This is a genomic window from Pseudovibrio sp. Alg231-02 (assembly GCF_900143565.1).
GTDB lineage: Bacteria > Pseudomonadota > Alphaproteobacteria > Rhizobiales > Stappiaceae > Pseudovibrio.
Genome location: NZ_FREX01000002.1, coordinates 77,308 through 101,675, shown reverse-complemented (window position 1 = coordinate 101,675; position 24,368 = coordinate 77,308). Strand labels below are relative to the sequence as shown.

At 48.7% G+C, this 24,368-nt stretch carries 12 protein-coding genes; 5 read left to right on the top strand and 7 right to left on the bottom strand.

Annotated features, from left to right (window positions below; all coding sequences use genetic code 11):
* The first annotated feature begins 42 nt into the window (after positions 1 to 42).
* Genes DHN43_RS06040 through pelG form a run of 4 tightly spaced genes read left to right on the top strand, consistent with a single transcriptional unit; the run spans position 43 to position 4,996 of the window.
* Complete coding sequence (locus tag DHN43_RS06040; RefSeq protein ID WP_208994954.1) at positions 43 to 1,029, top strand: hypothetical protein; 987 nt, start codon at positions 43 to 45, stop codon at positions 1,027 to 1,029.
* A 1-nt stretch (position 1,030) separates the two neighbouring features.
* Positions 1,031 to 2,014, top strand: coding sequence for a hypothetical protein (locus tag DHN43_RS06035; RefSeq protein WP_108818064.1), 984 nt, complete (start codon positions 1,031 to 1,033; stop codon positions 2,012 to 2,014).
* A gap of 13 nt (positions 2,015 to 2,027) precedes the next feature.
* Positions 2,028 to 3,539, top strand: coding sequence for a GT4 family glycosyltransferase PelF (gene pelF / locus DHN43_RS06030; protein ID WP_108818063.1), 1,512 nt, complete (start codon positions 2,028 to 2,030; stop codon positions 3,537 to 3,539).
* Between the two features lie 35 nt (positions 3,540 to 3,574).
* Complete coding sequence (pelG, locus tag DHN43_RS06025; RefSeq protein ID WP_108818062.1) at positions 3,575 to 4,996, top strand: exopolysaccharide Pel transporter PelG; 1,422 nt, start codon at positions 3,575 to 3,577, stop codon at positions 4,994 to 4,996.
* On the opposite strand, the gene DHN43_RS06020 is transcribed toward pelG, so the two are convergent.
* Positions 4,993 to 5,892 carry an MJ1477/TM1410 family putative glycoside hydrolase gene (locus DHN43_RS06020; protein WP_208994952.1) on the bottom strand — a complete coding sequence of 300 codons (900 nt, stop codon included), beginning with the start codon at positions 5,890 to 5,892 and terminating at the stop codon, positions 4,993 to 4,995. The genes pelG and DHN43_RS06020 overlap by 4 nt on opposite strands.
* A 1,580-nt stretch (positions 5,893 to 7,472) precedes the next feature.
* On the opposite strand from DHN43_RS06020, the gene DHN43_RS06010 reads away from it, so the two are divergent.
* The gene (locus DHN43_RS06010; RefSeq protein WP_108818059.1) at positions 7,473 to 8,453 is read left to right on the top strand and encodes a crotonase/enoyl-CoA hydratase family protein; all 981 of its coding nucleotides are present in this window, start codon (positions 7,473 to 7,475) and stop codon (positions 8,451 to 8,453) included.
* A gap of 13 nt (positions 8,454 to 8,466) precedes the next feature.
* Here the strand turns inward: DHN43_RS06010 and DHN43_RS06005 are convergent, their stop codons facing one another.
* The 6 genes from DHN43_RS06005 to DHN43_RS05980 all read right to left on the bottom strand — a co-directional run bounded on the left by DHN43_RS06005 (position 8,467) and on the right by DHN43_RS05980 (position 23,986).
* Entirely contained in the window at positions 8,467 to 11,070 is a 2,604-nt protein-coding gene (locus tag DHN43_RS06005; protein ID WP_108818058.1) for a hybrid sensor histidine kinase/response regulator, read from the bottom strand.
* Positions 11,067 to 13,253 carry a GGDEF/EAL domain-containing response regulator gene (locus DHN43_RS06000; protein ID WP_063294041.1) on the bottom strand — a complete coding sequence of 729 codons (2,187 nt, stop codon included), beginning with the start codon at positions 13,251 to 13,253 and terminating at the stop codon, positions 11,067 to 11,069. The genes DHN43_RS06005 and DHN43_RS06000 overlap by 4 nt, the downstream gene beginning before the upstream one ends.
* A 579-nt stretch (positions 13,254 to 13,832) precedes the next feature.
* Positions 13,833 to 15,173, bottom strand: coding sequence for an HlyD family type I secretion periplasmic adaptor subunit (locus DHN43_RS05995; protein ID WP_208994944.1), 1,341 nt, complete (start codon positions 15,171 to 15,173; stop codon positions 13,833 to 13,835).
* Positions 15,174 to 15,201: 28 nt separating this feature from the next.
* A complete protein-coding gene (locus DHN43_RS05990; RefSeq protein WP_063303221.1) occupies positions 15,202 to 17,040 on the bottom strand; it encodes a type I secretion system permease/ATPase in 1,839 nt (612 codons plus the stop codon).
* A 91-nt stretch (positions 17,041 to 17,131) separates the two neighbouring features.
* Positions 17,132 to 19,075, bottom strand: a complete 1,944-nt coding sequence (locus DHN43_RS05985; RefSeq protein ID WP_108818057.1) for a hypothetical protein — start codon at positions 19,073 to 19,075, stop codon at positions 17,132 to 17,134.
* 78 nt (positions 19,076 to 19,153) lie between these two features.
* Positions 19,154 to 23,986, bottom strand: coding sequence for a beta strand repeat-containing protein (locus DHN43_RS05980; protein ID WP_108818056.1), 4,833 nt, complete (start codon positions 23,984 to 23,986; stop codon positions 19,154 to 19,156).
* Positions 23,987 to 24,368: the final 382 nt, after the last annotated feature.

The following is a 24,368-nucleotide window of genomic DNA, read 5'->3' as shown; positions in this document are numbered from 1 at the left end:
AAGAAGAAAACAAAACGTGCACCCGAGAAGCGATACCACGTCTTGGAAGTCTTCCTGCTGTTCCTCCCCTTCCCGGTACTGTCCACGCTGCATCCCGAACTCTCACTCTGGAGCCTCTCGCCGAGCCCTGTATGGATCCCGATACTGATTGCCAGCTCCATTCTCGGAACCCGTTCCGGAATTCTTGCAGTTCTGACAGCACTTGCAGTCACTCTTTGGTACATCCCACCACAAACTATGGGCGGGCAAGGTTTCTTTGAGTACTTCACAAATACAGGTTTGGAACCAACGCTCTGGCTTTTGACAGCTATTATCTTCGGAGAGTTCAGGACATCACTGCTTCGTAAAAATCAAAGGCTCCAAAGCCAGTTGGCCCATGCCCTGGGACAACGAGACACAATCTCTGATTACTGCACCACACTCACGCTTGAAGCCGAAAACCTACAAAGTCGTATTGCTTCGATGGAAACCACAAGCCCGGTGAGCGTGTGCAGGGCAATTGACAAGCTGAGCACTCTGAATCTTCAAAACAACACCAAACAGCTGGACAACATTCTCGCCAACTTGATCGGCACGACCAGATACAGCCTCTTCAAGTACTCAAATGAGCGCCTTGGTCTAATCCATTCCAACATCACGACATCATCTGAGCTGAAACCTTCGCGTGAGCAGCAAGAACAAGCATGGCTGATGCACCATCCGGACACAGCTAAACCAATCTCTCCGGCCAATGATAAAAGACTGATCAGGTCTCACACACCCAAAGGGAGTCTGATGTTTCTATTTGGAACTCCAAGCTCAAACAGCACACAGACGGACACCAGGACACCACAAGGAGCAATCATCTTCCATCAACTGGAAGCACGCCTCCTCGAAGAAGACTCCACTGTCCTGTTAGAAGCCATCAGCAGCGCACTCTCAAATAACCTCCTTCACCACAACATAACACCAGCACCAGATAACCTCGTCGCCTTCTATTCAATCAACGCTCCCCAAACGAGCAACAGGTTCGACAACTCGGTGATCTAGTATGGTTCAGGATACGTTGCTCGATACACCAACCACCAAGCAACCTTTCAGCCTCTCAATAATCTTGCTGCCGGTTGTCGTCGTAACCGCAACAATTATTGAGGCTTGGTTCGTCTCACAGATCGGCCAAAACTCCGAGGTAATCGGCCCTGCTATTGCGTTTCATTGTCTGGCGGTAATGCTCTGCCTTCTGCTCATGAGAAACATACTCAGCATCGGATTTGCGCTTTATGATTATGGCATCTTTCTCTTCGCATTGTTTGGCCCCTTTGGAGGACTGTTAGCTTCTGTCCTGATGCAATTGGATGGCAGAAGACAAACCGCCAAACTTGCCAGATGGCACACAACTCTTGCGCTTGAGGATACGCCAACCAGGCAGGCCGACGTTTTCAGTAAGATCATAAGCAACCGGTCGCTGGACATGACACATGGCTCACCAAGGCCATTTCAGAAAATCTTTGCTTCAGGAAACACTCAGGATATCAAAAGAGCTCTTTCCATAATTACGCTCAAATATAAGCCCGAGTTGCTGGAGTTCCTTCAGGCCGCACTCAAAAACGACAAGCCTGAGATCCGGGTTCAGGCAGCCGCTGTTTACACCAAACTCAAGCAACGCTTTCAAAACGATATCTCAGAGATCGTCACACTTCCTGCTGAGGCATCAACAGAGCAACGACGTGACGCAATCACACGTTTACAAGCTGCAGCTCTCTCTCAGCTCATCGACATATCCCAGCGAGAACAGGTGACATCCACGCTGCGCAAGTTCCTGAAAACGGATGTACGCCCCGAAGCTGAGAAAGCCCTAACCCTCTTGCGTGCAGACCGGCTCATTCAAAAAGAAGCTCTCAAAGAAGCACAGCTTTGCCTGAAGCAGTTAACGCGCGTCAAAGATCTGGAAGCCTGTGCAATGAACCAGCGCATAAAGAACAGGCTTGAACGAAGAACGGTTCAGCCTGCGCACGAGCAGGCCTTGGTCAACTGAGAGGGTGAGTAGTATGCGTTCTTCGTCAACAACAGACGTCTGCATGATCGTTGAGGGCTGCTACCCTTATGTTGCGGGAGGCGTATCCTCCTGGATCAATTGGCTTATCTCAGGCCTGCCAGATCTCACTTTCTCTGTGGTTGCGGTTCTCTCCAGCTCACAAAACGGTACACCCAAATACAAATTACCCCCAAATGTGAAGCACTATCAAGAGCTTGCTCTCTTCGATATCCATGATCCAGCACCCGCACCAGATTACAGTTCATCCAGTACACAGGGCATCTCAAGGGAGCTCCGCGCCTTCCTGAAAAACGGCAGCAAAGCCCGCTTGTATGATCTTGATCGTCTCGTAAACTCCACAAAGCATCCCTGGTCCATAAACCAGCTGACAAACTCAGATCTCACATGGAACGTCATCTGCCAGATGTACGAGGAGATCCTGCCAGAGACCTCATTCCATCACTTCTTCTGGGCTTGGTACACACTATTCGGCGGCTTGTTCGCAGTCCTTAAAGCTCCCATCCCGCAAGCCAGGACCTACCACACCATTTCAACGGGATACGCAGGCCTGTTCGCAGCAAGAGCGGCCCTGAGCACACAAGCACCGGCAATCATCACCGAGCACGGCATCTACACCAATGAACGCCGCATAGAGATCCTGCTCGCAGACTGGATCGAAGACAGCATCAATAAAGGTTTCTCGCTGGATGATCCTCGCCTTGACCTGCGCGACCTCTGGATCTCGGCCTTCGAAGCATTTGCTAGATGCTGCTACAACAGCTGTTCAGACATCACCACGCTTTACAAAGACAACCAGCTGATGCAGCTGTCTCAGGGAGCGTGCCAAAGCAAAATGCAAGTCATTCCCAACGGCATCAATCTCGACAAATTCAAGTCTGCACAAGCGCAGCACAACAACCACAAGCCAACCGTGGCGCTCATTGGGCGCGTGGTCGCAATCAAGGACGTCAAAAGCTTCATTCATGCCGTCGGCTTGCTGAAAAATGAGCTTCCTGATGTGAATGCACTCATCCTGGGGCCAACAGACGAAGAGCCCACCTACTTCGAGGAATGTCATAAGCTCGCAGTGCAGCTGGGTCTGGAAGAGACGATCACATTCACAGGTCCGGTCAACATCGCTGAGTACCTGCCCTCCATTGATCTCGTGGCACTCACCAGTTTGAGCGAAGCCCAACCCCTCGTTCTTCTCGAAGCTGGAGCCGCCGGAATTCCCTGTGTCGCAACAGATGTTGGCTCATGTAGAGAGGTTTTGGAAGGACGCGCAGATGATCCCCATCCACTCGGGTCTGGCGGCATCATCACAGAACTCGTGTCCCCATCCGCAACAGCACAAGCCATGGCCAAACTGCTAAGGGACGATGAGCTTCGCCAGCAATACGGAGCGCAGCTGCGACAACGCATAGAACGTGACTACAACGAGCAGCAAGCTCTCAAATCCTACAAGGATTTGTATGAGCGGAACTTCGAGAGACAGCGCCCAAAAGCAAAACACCACTTTGCATAAAACCAAAGATAACATCATGGTATCGGAGACTTTGAATGGCAGGCATCGGCTTTGAGCTGCAACGTCTAACTCACAAAGGCGATCTGTCGTCTCATATACGGGCTGTCTTCCACGCAAGCATGGTCATCGCAGGCCCTTGGCTCATGTTCATTCTGTGTGTCCTGTTCATCTCACTTCTCACAGAACAGAAACTGGGTTTACCACTACTCACCGGCTTCAGAACAAAACTGATTTACATCCTCGGCCTTTCGCTTCTCACAAGCGCTCCCGTCTTGATCATCGCCATAAGGATGGCATCAGACGCTATTTATTTCAGAAAATTCCATCTCATCCCACAAATCTATTTAGGCGCGCTCTATGTCTGCGCATTGGTGACTGCAATTGTCAGTGCACCAATCCTGATAATGCTCCTGAATGTCCCCCTTCATGACGTGATAAGCATCATTGTTTCCTGCGTGATCGCCAGCCTGCTCTGGATTGCCCTCGGCTTCAGCTCAAGCCTGCAAAATTACAGAAGCGTCAGCCTATCCTTTGCAACAGGCTTACTTCTCACAGTTGCTCTCATCATCTACAGCACAGCACATAGTCCCAGCGAGTTTCATTTGCTTGGCGCCTTCAGCCTGGGTTTCCTGTTGTGCTTTATTTGGCTTTCAACAGAAGTCCTCTTCACATTCCCCGCGTCGCACTACGCTTTCACAACAACGCTGACATATGTTGCAGGCGCCATGAAACGCTATTGGCCCCTTGCATTGGCCGCAATATTCAACATCAGCGCACTATGGGTCGACAAAGTCATCATCTGGCAAAGTGCAGAGGGCCAACTTCTGCCCAGCGGCCTGCGGCATGCACCCGCCTATGACAGTTCAATATTCATAGCCCAGCTTCTTCTTATCCCACCTTTGGCGCTGTTTTTGATTGAGGCCGAAACCAATTTCTTTCGAAACTTCAGATCCTACATCCAGACGATCACGGGACATGGCACCCTCGTTGAGATCCGCGAGAAATCAGAAAACCTGAAGACAGAAGCGATCTATACATTGGGGCGCATCACACTAATCCAGCTAGCACTCTGCGCGCTGCTTGTCCTGTTTTCTCCAATGGTGGTCGAATCTCTGAATTTTGAATACCGACAAGCTGCGATAATCCGAATTGCAGCAATTAGTGTACTCTTTCAATTCTTGTTTTTCGCAGCCTCTACAACACTCATTTTCATCAACAAAAACATGGAAAACATGCTGTTGCAGCTCGCGTTTTTATTGCTCAACGCCAGTTGTACCTATGCAACCTTGTTTCTTCCTCGGGAATATCTTGGCTTCGGCTACTTCGTCGCCTGCCTGACAGCAAGTTTCCTCGCGGTGGCGATATTGCAAAATGCCTTTAAAAAGCTGGACCAGCACATCTTCTTTCAAGCACGGCTCTCCTTGAGGCCCAACACCTGGTATGAGGCTCTTCGTTAGAAGGCGACCAACGTATCCAACGGCCTGCGGGTAAAGAGAGAAATCACGCCCAACTCATCCAGTTCCTTGCGCGCGCGCCTGCGCTTGTCTCCATCCTCCAGGTACTCGATTACGAAGACTGACAGACCATCCCTTTGTGCTTCAGCCAGAAAGCCCCAACTCCAGTCAATCAGCTGCGGGCTATTACGGGCTCCATCTTGATAGGCACCAAAAAGCAGATCTTCCTTGCTGATCCCGTCAATCTCATCGCGGTACTTTGGAAACCGCAGCAACTCTTCCCCGTTCTGCGCGACGATAATGAAGCCGGGCTCCTGCGCTTTCGCCAGTCTGGAGATTTTCCCGACAAACTTCACCATTCTGGCCTGCGCTTGATCACGCTCATCATACCGCTGGAAAACATCAACACCATCCAGATACACACCATCATAACCAGCAGAAATGATGTGCTTGAGATAGGCCATAATGAGGCCTTGCCATTCTGGCTGCCAGAATTTGACGGTGTAATTACCCGGCCAATTGGGATTTTCATCACCCAGCCATTCAGGAGGGGTCTCCTGCCAGGTATCTTTCCAGTAATCCCGATAATCCTCTGCTTCGCCTATGCTGAGATAAGCAAGCACACGACGTCTGGAACCATCTGGTTTTTCCTTAGCCTTGGCAATTTCGTAACTGGAAAACCGACCCCGCGCAGTGCCGTCTTTGGAGTAATCAATCACCACAAGATCGAGATCTGACTGATGGATTTTCTTAATCTCGATATCCTGCAGCTGAACGCCCCACCGCGACACATCATTCAACGGCGCTTGCATCTCTTCCACCTTGTCACTGGAGCAACTCAAAAGGAACAAAGCAGGAGAAAAAGCAACAACAGCGAGGACAAACCTGAGGTAAAACATCGGCGCTCCATGCAACAGGCCCCACACCATATGCCCAGACAAAACACAACGCTATGCCTATTCTTTCTTATGAAAATTTCTCAGGTCAGCACTTCAGTTTTGAACTCTCAGAATCTGATCTTCTTACCTGAGACATATTGTATTACGACACTCTACAAAGTTACCCTACTATCCCCTCACCAGATTGTCAGAAGCTGAGATAGGTCGGCGGGTGACTCGATCGCAGCAATAGAATCACGGGACGGCTGTTACTGGCATTTGGTGCTATCATTTTATACATACTGCTTTCCACAAGCACCGGCAGGCTCAGGAGATTAGCAAAACCAGCAAGGCCCTTGCCCCCTCCTTGCTTCACTATCCAACATCACGTTCCTTGAGGAACTTCGGCTGCAACCTCGTCTCCACTCACAAGCTCAGTCAAGCACTCAGGACAAGAGCATCTGCCTCACTCAGCATGAAGCATTGGCGCCGCAGCTCGACCATGTTCATGCTGCAGCAAATAGGCCGCTCTATCTGACCATGCAGCAAGACGCGCGAGTGGATGAAAGAGAGCGTGGTTTTCACATTTCAACGCAGCTTTTACAAAAGCGTTCACTGTTTCTGACCGATGAACGCAAATGGTCTCAAACACATATCTCATCGACATCGCAAAGTTGGGAGGAGAAGCTCAAACCATCACAGCAATGACGCTCAAGTCCGCTCTTTGTTGCTCTCAAAACGACCATTTTTTACGTTAATCCAGACAGGTGATTTGCTGTCTAACACCTTAAAATCAGCGCAATTCGGCAGTTTTCCACGTTTTGTACAAAAAAATCGACGCTCATGATGGTAAAAGTTCATCAGGCGTATAAGTGCCATTTTTTTAGGCAAAACACCTTAGGAAGACGAGTTAAACCCGAAAATTGCAACTGCAAAGCGCGATAGTAATACTCAACGAGAGCATTCCTGGAGATTACCCAAACATAACTCATAAACCGTTGTATTTATTGATTTTTATATGACCATAGAGTTTCTCATAAAGTCCAAATAACGATCTTATAGGTTAAGGTTACGTGATAAAATACGCTCTCTCAATCAGATGAAATTGCCTGACCAACTCGTTAAACAAGCAACAAGAAAATTTTGGTTAGTTTTCGCAATGTATGAATTACTAATATTTTAAATATTATACTTTGATTTAAGTAACAATTTGAGAGATCCAAAACTGATGATTATTTTTGCTTGTATAGGCGTGATCCATTTCCACTTATAACTGAATTGTTTACTACAAGCCTCAGCTTAGTTTCATATTACCTATTGGGAACCCCCACTCCAACTCTTAAGTAATCATATCTATAAGCTTTGAGAGTCCAACAGTTAATATTCATGGTTAACAATAAAGCTAAAATTTTAGTCACAATGACGCTGGGTAACTACTTCACTCATGCAGTGCAATAACTTTTTTGCTCGACATACATATTGGTATTAATATATTATTTACCATGTTTGATTGCACATAATACAGTCGAAAGCAAAAAATAGACTGATCTGGGGTGTGCCAAAACCACTGTAACGCATAGGCAAATTTTGTAGGGGCTGAGATGTCTGATCTAACGGGGCATAGATCCAACTTTCCTTCCTTAATTGGAACAACAAAGCCATCCTTAAAGTCTGGCACGCATCCAGTTGTGGATGTCGCCGCTGTTTCAATTGCACAGCAATTTGCGTCTGTTCAGTTGAATTGGGTTGATCTGGAATTCGACGAAACAACAAAAGCTCTCTGGCTTTATATGAAAAGCGAAGGGCGTCCTTGCTTTACACCTGAGTTGCTAAGCGAACTCGCACAGTCGCAGGCCGTGATGAAGCGTCTTTTTGAGACTTATCTGCCAGCAGATCCGTGCCCGATCAACTTCAAGGTCGTCGCCTCTCGTATTCCAGGCGTTTACAATCTTGGCGGTGATCTTAACCTGTTCATCCAGCTTATCCGCGAAAAAGATCGTGAGAAGCTTCACAAGTATGCCATTGATTGCATTGACGTTGTTTACCGCAACGCCATCTCTTCAAACCTGCCAATCGTCACGATCGGCATGATCCAGGGTGATGCATTAGGTGGTGGATTCGAAACTGCACTCTCTTGCGATGTGATCATCGCAGAACGCCAAGCCAAATTCGGCCTGCCGGAGGTTCTGTTCAATCTTTTCCCAGGCATGGGTGCTTACAGCTTCCTGTCACGCATGGTCGATGGCCGTGTTGCAGAAAAAATGCTTATGAGTGGGCGTCTCTACTCAGCTGAAGAGCTTCATGAAATGGGAATTGTTCATGAGGTTGTAGAAGAAGGTCAAGCACCGTTTGCGGTTCAGCAGTACATCACCAAGAACGCACGCAAGCACACCGCTCACTCTGCCATTTATCGCGCAGGCCGCACGGTTCAGCCAGTCGCTTATGAAGAACTGATTGACGTTGTCGAGATTTGGGTCGACGCCGCTCTGTCTTTGTCCGACCAGGACTTGAAAAAGATGGAACGCCTGACAAAAGCTCAGGATCGTCTCGGTGCTCCATCTGTACGTAAACAAGCTTTCTAGAGTTGTACTGGCTCTAAGAAAAATCCAGTGTGCTCAAGCGGTTGATAGGATTACTTCCTTCCTGCTTGAGCTGCTGTAGATACCTGGTCAGGTTTTCATGATCACGCTTTATCTTGCCTGACAGCTTACGCAGCATGTCTTCACCCAGGATCGGCATTTGCGGCGCAGGCAAGTTCTCCATGTCATCACTCAGTTTCGCAACTTCCGTCGCCCCAAGGTTGACTGAAGCAGAACGAAGCGCATGCGCACTTGCCCGAAATAGCTCTGCATCCTGAGCTTCAAATGCAGCTTTAATATCGCGATGCAGCTGTGTGGTATCTTTCAGATAATCTTCAATCACAGCAATAACGAAATCCAGACCACCAAGTGTTCTCAGTTGTGACAGGCTTGCATAGTCGATCCCAGAGGAAACTTCAGAGGAAAACCGAGGATGCTCGGAAATTGACGTTACCTGACTATTAGCAATTTTCTTGCGGGTGATGTTTTCGTAAACACCACTTTCTGCAATCACATCATCAACCAATGTCAGAAGCTTTTGCGGCTCGATCGGTTTGGTCGCACATGCATCAGCCCCAGCTTCCTGCGCATTTCGCGCAGCCGCGCGACTTGCATCTGCTGTGAGCGCTATGATCGGAAGGCGATCCTGTCCAAGTTCTGTAATACGATGCAACTTGATGGTTTCAATACCGTTCAGCACCGGCATATTGATATCCATGATCGCAAGATCGTAAGAGTTATCTTCCAACTCATCCAAGGCCAGTTCGCCGTTGCTGACAAGTTTGCAGGTATGACCGCCTTTTTGCAGGATTTTTTCAATAACACGCTGGTTGGTCTTGTTGTCTTCAGCAACAAGAATGTTCAGCCCAATATAGCGACTGAAATAAGCCTGCAGTTCTTCCTTAAGCTCCATGCCAGATTTCGCATCTTCCGCACCTGCGGCCCTTAGAGCCCAGGCAACCGCTTGCGTGGAAACCGGAACTTTGATCGAAGAAACAATACTCGGCTGGAAAACGTCCTCGCACTCTTTTTCCGATGCAGCTGAGTAAACTGGAATCAGATTGACGTTGTGATGGTGACCAGTCGATTTCAGCGCATAGTGCAGGCTATCCGACGTCGCTGCCAGAACATCTTCCCCAACGAAGAGAACAATCTTGCCGCCATCACTGGACGTTTGTTGACGCAAAGCACTGAAGGCACTGCCAACTGTCTCAAAACACTCATGCTCAATGCCACAATCCTGTAAAGAAGCAGCGCAAACATCCCGCAGATCCTTGCGTTTGGAGACAATAGCAACAGCCCCATCTTCCACTTCAAGCCGAATTGTCTCGTCACTGACAGCACGGCCTACTTTCAGCTCAATGACAAAGGTGCTGCCCTGCCCCGGCTGGCTGGTGACAAACACCTCACCGCCCATCGCACGGACAACTTCGCGCACAATGGAAAGGCCAAGACCTGTCCCGCCAAACCGATCCACGATGCTATCATCAGCCTGGGTAAAACGGTCAAAAATGCGCGACTGAGCATCTTCAGAAATGCCAATCCCGGTATCTTTAACTTCTAGCTGCAGTCGAATTTCGCCTCCATCTGTTTCCTTGCAAACTGCGCGAATAGAAACAGAACCTTCTTCGGTAAACTTGACAGCATTGCCGGCAATATTCAGCAAAACTTCGCGGATATGACGTGCATCGCCCACAAGGAGCGGAGGTAAGTTGCTGTCCACGTAGCGCGAAATGATCAACCCTTTACCGCGCGCTTGGCCCTGCACAATCTGTGTCACCTCACGCAGGATCGAGTTCATGTCAAAGACCGTCCGACTGACGATCATTCGACCACTTTCAATCCGGCTAAAGTCAAGAATGCCGTTGATCATGGAAAGGAGCGAGCTACCGGAATACTTGATGGTCTTCGCCATATCCCGCTGCTCAGCATCCAACTGCGTGTCCTGGATCAGGTCACCCATGCCAATGATCGCATTCAGCGGTGTCCGCAACTCATGACTGACAGCGGTGAGGAACTGGGTCTTCGCTCTATTAGCAGTTTCAGCAGCATGCTGTGCTGCGGTCATCGATCTGATGAGCTTGCTTGCATAGAGAGGCACAACAACAAGACATCCAAGCAAACCCAGACCAAGAATGAACTCACCTTGCCAGTATGGGGTCGTCAGCACCACAGCGAACCCACTCACAGAGGCAATTGTCGCCAATGCCAAATAATCCAATCCAAACCTGAATCCGTTACCGAAGATCACCCAAAGATAGATCGGAAATAGGATTGAAAGGTATTCCCCTCCCACATACAGCCCAGCAGAGACTGCCCCTACATCGAGAAAAATCGCAAGAACGCGCCGAAGTGAACTGATGTTCTGCGAGTAGAGCAGCTGAGCAAGCAGTGCCAGAGACCCAACACCAAACGTGGTCATGATGACATTGGTCTGGAAGTTTTCATGCGATCCAAAAGTGATGTTGGAAGCTAGGTAAGGCGTGATCAGCAAGGTGAACATGAAACGGTTCAGAGACATTTCGCCTTCACCGCCGCCCAACTGAATAATACGCTTATAAAGATCCTTTAATCCGCTCAACGGGAGCAACTGCAGCTTCGTTTTTCTGTTGTCGTTCATAGTTCAAACTCCGCCCCAGCCAACGCTCGTTGCTGCCCGTTCCCTTGCAAGTTCGCTGCTTGCTCTTCTAAGAGACGTAAAAAGTCCTCAGCAGGTACAGGCTTGCCAAACAGATAGCCCTGCGCCATTTCACAGCCAGCATCTGTGAGATATTCAGCCTGTTCCCGGGTCTCGACACCTTCTGCGATGATGGAGAGATCAAGGCTCTTACCCAACCCAACGATAGCCTTGATGATGACCGTGTTGTTCGGGTCCGTCATCATATCGCGCGTAAAGCACCGATCAATTTTCAGGCAATCAACGGAGTATCTGCTCAGATATGCGAGGGATGAATACCCGGTCCCAAAATCATCAATCGAAATCGCAATTCCCATCTCACGGATCTCGCGCAAGTCGCGGACGGTTGCTTCTGAGCCATGCAGAACGATGTTCTCTGTAATCTCAATCTCAAGCTTATCAGGCGGCAAACTGCAGGAAACCAAAGCATCTTTCAAAAGCTGTGGCACGTTCTGCTTGCGGAATTGTGTTGGCGAAATGTTCACGGCAATCCGAGGCGTCGCCACCCCTAAGTCGAGCCACTTCTTTGCCTGCTGACAAGCCGCAAAAATCACCCACTCGCCAATTGGCAGTATAAGCCCAACCTCTTCAGCCGTTCCCAAAAAGACGTTGGGAGCAACCACTCCATAGTCTGGTCGGTTCCATCTCAGCAGAGCTTCAGCACCGACAATCTCCTGGGTCCGCAAATCAATCTGAGGCTGATAAAACAGTTCCAACTGATCATGCTCAATCGCATTCCGTAGCTCAGCTTCCAACGCGACGGTTTCTTTGACGTGGTGATCCATCTTCGTCGAAAACAGATGGAACGTGTTTCCACCATCTGCCTTGGATTGGTACATGGCCATATCTGCGCAACGCAGCAACTCTTCGCTGTTAAGGCCATCCTCTGGGTATTTGGTAATCCCAACGCTGGCACTCGTCTGAAGTTCCCGCCCACTGATATGGAACGGTTCTTCAACCACACTCACCAAATGCTGAGCAAAGCGCAGAGCCTCTTCTGAACTCTTCAAATCAGTCTGGAGAATAGCAAACTCGTCACCACCCAATCGCGCAACCAGGTCCGAACCATCTACACAGCGCAATAAACGCTCTGCGAGCACCTCCAGAAGGCGATCACCGGTACGATGACCCAAAGCATCATTGATTGATTTAAAGCGATCCAGGTCGATAAAATGCAGCGCAAAGCTACGACCGCTGTTTCGGCACTGGAAAATCTCTTCATCAATGCGCTCACCAAGCATCGTTCTGTTTGGCAAACCCGTCAACGCATCATGGTGCGCAATATGAAGCAAATGCGCTTCTGCACGTTTGCGATCAGAGATATTGGTCGCGGTCGTCACAACATGCGTTGTATTCCCATCAACATCCAGCAGAGGGCTTTTTGTAACGATGAAATGGAAGATATCACCAGCATGGTTTCGCTGTTCAATTTCATAGGGTGGCAAGGCTCTGCCCGTAATGAAAACCTTGCGGTCCAAACGACGGTTTCTCTCACGGGTAAACTTATCAAACTTGCCGTAAGTATCTTCACCAACAAGATCTGCCGTGGTCGAATCCAGAAAGCGCGCCCAGGCCGCATTCGAGAACGCGCATAGCCCATCTCGTGTGCTGGTCGTGATCATAGCCGGAACACTATCGATCACCTGCGCCAGCTGCTCACGGGAATCCCGGAGCGCTTCTTTGCTTTGCTGCTCTACGTTGACCAGTTCCTGTTCAAGAAAGCGAGCATGACGTTTAACCGCATTTTGCTCTTCTCGCAGAGCAAGCAGGTTTCTGGCCCGACTGACAAACTCATTGTGGTCAACCGGACTTTGCAGAAAATCAGTTGCGCCCGCCTCCAGCGCACGAATTCTAAACGAGCGATCCGTAAACACGGTGATGACGACAATCGGCACATCGCTGCAATGCTCAAGCGCGCGGACCTTTTGCGTTAGATCAGCGCCGTCCATTTCCGGCATACTGTAGTCGGTAATAATCAAGTCGGGGACGCTGCTCTCCATATATTCGAGAGCATCAACCGGCGAAGCAAAACAGTGCACTTTGACAGATGCATCTACAGCGAGAGCAAGCTTTTCAAAAATACTTCTATTAATTGCCCTGTCATCGACAATAACGATTGTTGTCATGCAGCTACCACCACGAGCCTAACTGCCGAAGGCAACAAACACCCGCAGCAGTTGAACAAATTCACCCCATGGTTATCTTCGCTTAAGGAGACAGTGTTAAGAAATGCCAAATAGTTATCATTAAATGCCTAGTATCAAACTTGTGGTTCTATTTACCTATCGGCATACATCAGTCGTCCACTGCCAGTGCACAGACGCTTTAGTTTCCTTCATCAACAAAATAAAGCTAACGTAAGCGGCAGTTTGCAGGGATTTCTACGGTAAATCAAAGGACTGCCCAATTAGTTACTGAAACATTGAGAACACAATAAAAAATTTTCTTCAAATTGCACTAAACAGTTGTGAATATAGATCCACATACACTCACTTAAAGCTAGTGCGCCTGCACAATTAAACAAATAAGAGTGCAGTAACAAAAGTGAGTCTCATAAAAAATGCAGGTATAGCCCGCTATTCTCCTTTGAATCATTCTTAGTAGAGGTTGCTGAGCATTAGACCTTATACCAAGAAACATCGCGCTATAGAAAGCTCATATGGTTGAATCAGCTTAACGCAACAAGCTATTAAGCTCGACCAAAATCAAGGCTCCCTGAAAGCTCTCGACATGCTGTCACGAACAGGCTCCATAAGGTAATCGAAGAAGGTACGGTCTCTCGTTGTGATGTACACCTCCGCTGGCATGCCCGGCGTTGCTTTGAAGTTGAGGTATGTCGGAATTTTCTCACGATCCAGCTTCACACGCGCCTTATAGACATCAGCAGAAACGTTCATCGGATCCTCACTTCGCAACGCATCAGCTGATACGTATACGACCCTTGCATCCAACATCGGTGTAATCCGCTGGTTCAAAGCCGTCAGGCGAACCATTGCCTTCTGCCCTTCTTTCACGTTGTCAATCTCGGTGGTTTGGATCGACGCTTCAATAATGAGCTCATCCTGCAGAGGTAGGATTTCCATTAGATCCTTACCACTCTCAACCACCCCACCTGCAGTGTGATAACGCATCCGAACAACAATCCCGCGAACTGGCGCTACAATCTCAACGCGCTGCAGAACATCTTGCGCAGCACGTATTTGCTCACTCACATCATCCAGATCAGCATTAACGACCTGAAGCTCCCCAACGGCGGTTTGCGAGGCTTCATTCTCCGCCCTTACAATTTGCGCCTTTGCTCTGGCAATACGCTCAGTCGCATCTCCAATTTCAGCAAGGATACGACCTTCCTCACCTTTGAGATTGGCCAGTGAGCGTTGAATGCGAAGTACGTCAGATTTCCGGATAAGGCCTTTTCCAAGGATCTTCTGTTTGGAATCCAACTCTTCCTGAAAGAGATCCATCTGCTCCTTCACAGCAACAAGCTGCGATTGGCCACCTTGGATCCTCTCCTTTAGTGCATTAATACCTTGAGTAAAAATATCAATTTCACTCTGAAGTTTTCGGGTTCGAGCTTTAAAGGTCAGCAACTGGTTCAAAATGATACTCTTGATCTTAGCATCCTGCGCAGTGCTTAAGAGTTCCTTCGGCAGCACCAATGACTTCTGGCCTTTGGCCTCTTGCGTCAAACGCGCCTGAATAGCTTGAAGGCGTGCTTGCCGGATCAACAAGCGCTCAAGGTTAGCTTTAGCTGCTGTCTCATCAAGTTTCACCAGTACTGCACCAGCAGCCACCACATCCCCCTCTTTCACAAGGATTTCCTTGATGATCCCACCTTCAAAGTGCTGAACAATCTTGTTTTGCCCAGTGGCAACAAAGGAGCCTGAGGCGACGACAGCCCCTGCCATTGGTGCACTGGAAGCCCAGTATCCAAATCCAGCAAATGTGAAAGCAATAATGATAAAACTAGCCAGTATGGGCGCGCGAGTTGTGCGAGGCACATCCTCATACCAGCTTCCATCAAGTATAAGAGCTCTAGTAGACATAAAAATCACCAAATAAGAAAAGCTTAAACTATTCAGCTGGTTGTGCTGCTGGCAGATTATGCCCCGGCGCATTTTGATGTTGTGGAATGCCGGGTCGCTTGCCAGTTATCAATGGCATCACTTCATCACGACTGCCAAAGGCAGCAACCGTCCCATCCTTGAGCATCATGATTTTATCGACACAACGCAGCAAAGCAGGCCGTTGCGTGATGGCAATAACAGTCATGCCATCTTGCTTTGCACGTTCAAGAGCCTGAGCAAGCGCCTGCTCCCCGATTGTATCTAAATTAGAATTGGGCTCATCAAGCACCAACAAACGCGGATTATTGTAAAACGCGCGCGCCAATCCAATACGTTGACGTTGCCCGCCAGAAAGCGGTGCACCATCCATAGCAACCTGCGTCTCATAGCCCTGAGAAAACTGCGAAACCATCTCATGGATGTCCGACATTTGCGCCGCTTTGAAGACATCTTCATCTTTGGCTTCACGGTTCATGCGAGCGATATTCTCTTTAATTGTCCCCGGGAAAAGCTGTACATCCTGAGGCAAATACCCAATGTTTTCGCCCAGCTGCCGGCTATCCCAGTTCCGCAGGTCCATCATATCAAGACGGACATTACCCGCCGTTGGAATAAGGGAACCAACCAACATCTTCCCAAGCGTGCTCTTACCCGATCCCGAAGCACCAACCACCGCCAACGATTCACCGGGAGAAAGCTGGAACGAAATACCATTTAGGATCACGCGTTTGTTGGGCGGTGGAACAAACAACAAACGCTCAACACTCAACCGCCCTGCAGGATTCGGCAGGCGCAACCGATGTACATTCAGGGGCGAAGTATGGAGCAATTTCTGAATACGACCATACGCACTCTTCGCTCCTACATAGCTCTTCCAACCATCAATAATACCTTCAACCGGAGCCAACGCACGACCACCAATAATAGAGGCTGCAATAATCATCCCCCCGGTTATTTCATTGGAAAGCGCAAGCCACGCCCCCCATCCCAGCATCGTGATCTGTGTCGACAGGCGGATGAATTTTGAGATCGCAGAAATCAGGACGTTTCTATCTTGTCCCATTATTTGCGCTTTCAAAGACTCTGCAGTCTCTTTACCCCAGATAATCACCCCTTCCGGGATCATCCCCATCGCATTCATGACCTGCGCATTCCGCGCCATTGCTTCAGCTTGCAGATTGGCACGCGAGGAAAACGCATTAGCCTTTCCAAACGGTACAGCTGTCAGCTTCTGGTTGATCCGTGCAAGCACAAGAAGCAACAGAATGGTCGTTGTCACAATCATCCCCAAATGAGGATGAACCAGATAAACGACGAGCAGGTATATAGGAGCAACCGGTGCATCCATGATGGTTAAAAGAACTGAACCAGTGAGGAAGCTTCTCAATTGCTGAAGGTCGGAAAGAGCCTGAAATTCCTGACTACTGCCGTTGTGAGACGCTCGCGCTGCGGCACTCAAAACAGGTCCACCAAGGCGTGTTTCAACATCCACAGCAACCCGCATGAGCATGAAGCGCCGGAACATATCCAACAGCACATGCGCAAGCACAAGCCCGATAACAATGGCTGTCAGCATCACCAAAGTATCAACACTCCGGCTCGTCAAAACACGGTCGGAAATCTGGAATAAGTAAATTGGAACAGACAGGATCAGAAGACTGGCGCAAAACGAAAAGAAACCAACATAAAGCAGGTTTACCTTGGCACGCGCCAATCCATTCTGCATCAACTTGCGAAAATCAATATCTTCATAGGGTCCTCCATTCTTCCTGGAGGCGAAATTACCCTTTTGGCTGGCAAGCTTTTCTCCATGTGCAGGCGCTTGTTGAACACCATCCACCTGCAATGTTTTGCTCGCTTGCCTCCCACGTTGCCGGCTATTGTTCTTTGTCGCTCGAGCTTTAAACATATATTCTCTCTATAAAAACCTATTAAAATCAAACAAGTATATCGGAGACCATGTCACTCTCACCCGCATAAGGAACAAACGCGGGCGACGTTCCGGTTTCGCTACCACCGTCATTGCCAGTAAATGCAACAACTTCCGAAACCAGATCTGTATTTCCATTCAATGCTGTTTCGAGATCATCTTCTTCAGAGACAACGATATTGACTTTTATAACAATGTCTTCCTCTGAGTATTCGCCATCCAAATATTGAAAACCCGACTGACTATCATAATCAATGATGGTTGCTTTGTTGCTCGTCTTGTTACTTGACGTGTCCAGATAACCCTCTTGGTCATCTTCAACGACCTCACCATTAATAACCTGTGTGAGAACACCATCATCCTCTTGTTCTTTATGGATCTTCACATAGTCCGCATCCGAGAGAACATTGATCTGCTCAATCGCATTGATTTGGTAATAATCACCAGTGATGTAGAGGACTTTCAGGTCAGTGCTCGGCAGGATCGGCAAACCACCTGTGGCAGAAGAGGCGGTATACTCGTAGTCCCCTGCTCGACCATCAATAGCGTCCACCAAACCGTTCACCTCAGAGGTCATCGGCTTCATCAGCGATCCGCCACCAATATTCTTAATCGTACCTTCATTGGTCAGCACATTGTGCCGTCCGGTCTCATTGATAGCTGCACCAGTCGCATCAATATAATCGGCATCCAGGAGGATATTTTTCTGACTGATGTAGTTGACGTCATAGTAGTTTCCAAGAACAATAATCACATCGTAATTCTGAATGTTATCAATCAACTGCGCCGCGTTGACCTGGGTGTTATCACCGGTCTGAACATAATAACCACTGTTGTTCAACTGGTATGAAACGCAGTCGTCGTCGGAAAGAAAGTTCTTCTGATTGACAATATTCAGGTCATAAAAATTACCGCTAACAACATCAACACTCATGGAGTAATCGGGGTTGTTGTAGGTAACTGCGGAGGAAATAATGTACTCGCCTTCGGAAGTCACATTGGCATCATTGAAGACAATCGTTTCATCAAGTCCCTGACCGACGACAGTGTCCGCTGGCTGATCTGTAGGACCATAATATAAGTTGCTTTGAATGATCGAGTTTGTGGCGTAGTAGTCCCCCATCACGACAGTCGAACATTTCAACTCACTCAGGTCCACAATCGAGGCAACGTTGACCGCCTCATTGTCACCGGTCGTTACATAGCTGCTATCGCTCTGTTCATCTTCAGAGGTGCCGTCTTCTGCCTGCTCGTCCTCAGGCAGTTCACCAATATTCTCACCACTTGCAAAAGAAGGATTTGGTGCATCATTCTCCGCTCTATGAACCAGCATTTCGCCAATGGCATCAGCCGCACTTTGCGCATCACCATCATCAAAAATCTGGTCAAGCGTATCCAGCTCAATGTCACTCGCAACATCAAGCAGTTGATCCAACACCTCATCTGAGTTCCACTCAGGAATATCATCCCCGAACTCACTTTTAGACAAAAGCAAATCATCATCCGTCAGGGCATTTTCTTGAGCGAGGTTTATTTCAATGTCCGGCGCATAAATATCGCGATAAGTGAAGGTGATAGTATACGTGTAGTCCAGTGATTGACCGCTATCTCCACCTTGCGGCAGCTCTGGGCCCGTACTGTCTTCAAACAGTACAACTTCAGAAGGTGGAACAAACTCAGAAGCATTTACGAGCGTCTCAACCGAATATGGGAGACGGGCTTGTGACAGCGCGCTAATTTCTGGCAAAAGCGATGGAAGACTGTAGAACTTTTCATAGGGAAGGTCTGTGGTACCTCCGCGAGAATAAACCACTTCCACCGGAGTAATCACAATAGTGTCTTGGGCAAACCGTGCTTCGTCAAAGCTCTGTTCAGCTGTAGCGATACTATCAAAAATCTTCATGTAGCCGATAAAGTGCCAGCTCAATTCATTTATAGCCTGCGACAGCATAAAATATCCTAACAATTTCATATGGATATATAAAACAACCTGCGCGGAGTGATCCGCACAGGTCTTGTTTAGTTTGGTTTATGCAAGGTCGTCTTCGCCAACCACGTTCACGGTTGAGGAACCACCCACAACGTTGACATCAACAGCATTGGCCTGAACGTTCGCACCCATGACAATTGTCTGGTTAAAGGCATTCGCCACACCCAGAGCATCAGCAGTCGCAGCAGTAGAAGCCGTCACGCTGTAATCGTCACCAGTACCGAAGTCGAAGAGACTTTCTGCATCGTGAATGCCATCCGCAGACATGGCCTGACCACCATCAGCAACGATACTCTGATCAAGCGTTCCATGGTTATGGACTTCAACATTGGTGATCGTATCTTGATCATACAATGCATTTGCTTGCTCAGCACCGAAGATGGTGTCAGTGCCATTCGCATCCAGATTGCCAAAGAAGCCGCCACCAACATCTGGGCTACCAGAAGGTGTGATGTCCAATGCACCCAGACCATCATCTTCTCCTGTGAAGAGAAGCGTATCGTTCTGACCTGTAACATCCAGCTCAGTCGAGTTGACCTGCTTGTTACCACCTGAGTACAGGCTCTGGTTGAAGGCAGATGTCTTCGCCGTAGCATCCGCAGAAGCAACAGCTTCCGCAGTCACGGTGTAGTCATCACCAACAGAACCATTAGCAACGAACGAACTCACTGGATCAGTAATACCGTCACCAGAGTCAGCATCACCACCAGTTGCCGTAACAGTCTGAGTTAGCTCATCGAAGTTTTCGACATCGGCTTCATCAATCTGGTCGTTGTCACCAGCAGTGTTGCTTTGTGAGAACAAGGCAAGGCTGTCAGCATTGCCAGCAACGGTACCGGATCGAATTGAGTTCGAAGCCCCACCCTCACTGTCATCACCAACGGAGATGACATTCTTGTTGTCTCCAACAATCTCGACATCTGCTGAGTTTACCTGCGCATTACCACCGGTAGATATTACCTGGTTGAATGCAGAGGCTTCCGCGACAGCATCAGCAGACGACAAGGCTTTACCTGTGAGAGATGCATTGTCACCAACGTTCAACGCACCCTTCACATCTGTGCCATCAATACCACCGGAACCAACACCAGCACTCGCCGTACCACCTGTTGCGGTAACACCCTGCTCAACATTAGAGTAGTTAACAACATCCGCATCAGAAATACTGTCACCATCATAAATGGTATTGCTCTGATACCCGCCAAGGAGGGAGTCGGTTGAATCTACACCGCCGTTGTTAGCTGGACCAGTACCAGTTACAGATGCAAATGCTACGTTGGAGTCTTCGCTGGCAGACTGAACATTACTGCTTCCACCAGTTACGCTCAGATCAAGATCATTGCTCTGAGCATTACCACCAGAAAACAGCTTCTGGTTCATGGAAGACGCAGAAGCAGACGCATCCGCAGTTGCTTGCGTAACACCAGTGATAGAAGAGTCATCTCCAACACTCGCAGCTCCAACATCTCCATCCCAGTCGGCAACACTGATGCCAGCACCACTTGTGGCTGTTCCGCCTGAAGCAGAGACATCCTGATCAACCATGTCGCGATTTACGACATCAGCATCAGAAATGGTATCCTTGTCACCAAGCGTGTTTTCCTGCCACGCACCAGCTGCTGTGTCGGTATCAGACTGACCGGCAGCTGCTGCCTGACCAAACTGACCAAGTGTTGCATTGTCTTCGCCAGATGCAGCAACGCCAGAGTTCGCACCTACAATGCTTGCATCGTAAGAATTGCTCTGTCCATTGCTACCTGAACTAAGAACCTGCTCAAACGATGCTGCAGAAGCCGTAGCATCAGCACCAGCGTTGGAAAGGCCACTTATGCTGCTGTCTTCCGCAACACCAGGAGCACCTTGAGCACCAATTTGACCATCCCCACTGGATGCAATGCCATCACCAGCAGTTGCAGTTCCACCAGTAGCAGTCACCTCTTGAGTGGAATCATGGAAGTTACGAACATCACTATCCCAGATGGTATCGCCATCGTAAGCAGTGTTACCTTGTAGGCCACCTGAAAAACTATCGGTGTTCGTAGTTCCAACCCAAGTACCGTTTACTTCCGCGTCGTCCTGACCAGCAGAAGCAACATTCACATCAGCACCAGTAACAGAAACGGATGCAGAGTTGCTTTGAGCATTACCACCTGTCAACTGCGTCTGAGTGAAGGACTGAGCAACACCTGTCACGTCAGCAGATGCTGAACTGGAGCCTGAGATGCTCTCATTTCCATCAATGTTGGTTGAGCTGCTACCAATCTGAACAATACCAGCTCCAGAGGAAGCAGTTCCACCGCCTACATCAACACTCTGAGTGCTATGGCCCCAGTTAGTGACGTCCGCATGCTCGATTTCATCAACATCACCAAGCTGATTGCTCTGATCACTCCACGAGGTTGTTGTGGTGTCATGATCGACAGATGTAATTGGCTCAGACCCAGCAGTAGCTCCGCTCTCACCAGCTGCTGCAACAGCTTTGTTACCACCAGTAATATCAACATCGACGGAGTTTGATTGAGCATTGCCACCAGTTTTGAGCGTTTGCCCAAAGTTGATCGCAGCGCCTACACCATTCGCACTTGCAGAAGCACTGCCGGTGATGGAGCTATCATCACCAACGGTATCAGGACCGAGATTACCACCAAGAGCTTCAATACCGTTACCTGCAGTCGCACTGCCAGCATCAACTGTGACGGTTTGCACCGCATCTGCCCCACCAGTGTTGATGACATCAGGGCTGAACAAGGTGTCGCCTTCGTACATCTCATTTTCTTGAGACTGGAAGGATCGGGTGTTTGTGTTGGTGTCACCACTACCAGCCAATAGCGAAACAGGCCCTGTGGCAGCACCAGCATCATCTTCGCCAGCAATCGAGGCCGTCATTTCTGCGCCAGTCACAGAGACTTCAGCAGAGTTACCTTGGGCGTTTCCGCCTGTGGTCAATGATTGCGTAAAGGACTGTGCGACACCTTGAGCATTTGCAGAAGCCGCAGCAGATCCGCTCATGTCAAAGTTACTGTGCACTGCAGCAGAAGTACCAGAATCAAACGAGATACCGTTACCAGCATTCGAGATGCCGCCAGTTACATCTGCACTTTGTGAGCTATCATGCTCATTCCAAACATTCGCATCATCAATCTCATCTTTATCGCCAAGCGCATTAGACTGATTGTTTTCAGTGCGCGTCCCAGTCTTGTGATCGCCAGAAGCTGATGGATTGTCTGCATTTAGAGACGCAGTGGCACCGTCCTCACCAGCAGAAGCAGTAACCTGATTTGCTCCAGTTACACCTAACTCAGAGGCATTACTTTGTGAGTTACCACCAGTGCTGACTTTCTGTTCAAAGCTTGCAGCAACACCCAAAGCGTCAGACTTGGCAAGCGTCGAACCAGTGATGGAACCATCATCGACTACGTGTTCCGCACCTAGACGGCCACCGTTCATGTCAATACCGTCACCAGCGGTCGCATCGTCACCGTAGGCTTCAATCTTCTGAGTGGAATGCCCGTCATTATGAAGGCTTGGCTCTAGAACTGCATCGGCATCGTAAGCTTCGTTAGACTGGTTAAAGCGAGCATTTGTGCCTGTTTCAGATTCATTAATAGATGAATTCCAATCGGCACTGACCTGAATACTAGCAGTCGCGTCATCTTCACCAGAGGTTGCCTGGCCAACACCAGTACCTGTAATGTCAAGACTTGCAGAGTTACCCTGGGCATTGCTGCCTGCAGAAATGTCTTGTTGGAAACCAACGCCAACAGCACTTGCTGAAGCAGATGCGACAGCACTACCGCTTACGCTCCCGTCACCACCAACAGATGCAGCAGATCCGATATGGTCAATTGAATTGATGCCATCATCACTAGATGCATTACCTGCTTTGGCTTTAACAACCTGCAAAGAGTCATCAAGATTGGCAACTTCAGGATTTGCAATAGCACCGTCAATGTTGCCACCACCAAAACCACCACCAACGCCATCATTCAGTTCATTTGACTGAGTGACACGCCCACGAGTGTTGGTATCTGAGTTACCAGAAGTGTAGTCAGTCCCACCGACAACAGCTTGAGCACCAGATCCACCAGCACCAGAAACATCTACATCTGAACCTGTGATCGATAGATCAACATTGTTGCCCTGCTCATTGCTACCAGTTTGCAGTGTCTGGTTGAAGCTACGTGCAAGACCAGATGCATCTGCTTGTGCAGCAGTAGAACCAGTGATGCTTTCATCATCACCAACGCCAACATTTGAGCCAGCAATATCAGTTGGTCCAGCACCAATGATGCCATTACCAGAATCAGCATCACCACCTTTAACTTTTACACGTTGCTCAGCATCACCATCATTCGTGACGGTAACATTATTGAGTGTATCAAGGTCATTCGCGTAGTTGGATTGGTTTGCACGAACCAGTGTATCCGTGTCGTTATCTGCTGCTGCCGCCCCTGCTTGATGCGCATTGACACCAGAGCCGTCACCACCAACGGTCGACGCATCAAAGTTTCCGCCAGTTACACTGCCGGAGACATCGTTGCTCTGCAGGTTCGCACCGGTCGCGATACCCTGATCAAAGGCAAGCGCAACACCCTGGCCATTAGCTGAAGCGGAAGAGCTCGCATCAATGGTCAGGTCGTCGCCAATCTGTAGTGCAGCGTTAATATCCTGAATGCCATCGCCAGCCTGTGCGATTGTATCAATCAGATCATCACGGTTCACTAAGACCTCTTGGTCTAACGAACCGTCATTAAGCACTTCAGCGCTACTATCACCATTGTGCTCAACGACATCCTTATCACCGAGCGTATTATCCTGTTCCGCACGGATACGCGTATCAGTGCCATCAGTAAATGGATTGTAACCAGACATATCGTCTCCAAATATTCGGAGAACTGCCCTGCAAGAAGCCGATCATTTGCGTCAGCTGGTTGCCACAGGTTCTCCTGAGGATTAAAAAAATGTTTCATTCCATGATTTGAAGGATGTCTTTTCGATTTAGCTTTTTGATCAAAGATCAGAACAAGCAAATGGCTTGTAAACTCGGATAACCCCGAATTTGGACACAAGATTCCAGATCGCACAAATGTAAAATCTGTACGCTAAACAACACGTCGGCTTCAGAAAACGAAGTAACCGATAAAATATGCGCTGGTTCTGGAATTCTGGCTAAATTACTAACTAAATGCTCTTGCTAAAACGAATAGACTCCATTCCTCCAAACAAAACCTCCAGTAAAGAAGAAAGAATATTC

Coding starts and splice junctions, on each gene's coding strand:
- DHN43_RS06035 (WP_108818064.1), top strand. CDS start 1,031: ATGGTTCAGGATACGTTGCTCGATACACCAACCACCAAGCAACCTTTC.
- pelF (WP_108818063.1), top strand. CDS start 2,028: ATGCGTTCTTCGTCAACAACAGACGTCTGCATGATCGTTGAGGGCTGC.
- pelG (WP_108818062.1), top strand. CDS start 3,575: ATGGCAGGCATCGGCTTTGAGCTGCAACGTCTAACTCACAAAGGCGAT.
- DHN43_RS06020 (WP_208994952.1), bottom strand. CDS start 5,892: ATGTTTTACCTCAGGTTTGTCCTCGCTGTTGTTGCTTTTTCTCCTGCT.
- DHN43_RS06010 (WP_108818059.1), top strand. CDS start 7,473: ATGTCTGATCTAACGGGGCATAGATCCAACTTTCCTTCCTTAATTGGA.
- DHN43_RS06005 (WP_108818058.1), bottom strand. CDS start 11,070: ATGAACGACAACAGAAAAACGAAGCTGCAGTTGCTCCCGTTGAGCGGA.
- DHN43_RS06000 (WP_063294041.1), bottom strand. CDS start 13,253: ATGACAACAATCGTTATTGTCGATGACAGGGCAATTAATAGAAGTATT.
- DHN43_RS05995 (WP_208994944.1), bottom strand. CDS start 15,173: ATGTCTACTAGAGCTCTTATACTTGATGGAAGCTGGTATGAGGATGTG.
- DHN43_RS05985 (WP_108818057.1), bottom strand. CDS start 19,075: ATGCTGTCGCAGGCTATAAATGAATTGAGCTGGCACTTTATCGGCTAC.
- DHN43_RS05980 (WP_108818056.1), bottom strand. CDS start 23,986: ATGTCTGGTTACAATCCATTTACTGATGGCACTGATACGCGTATCCGT.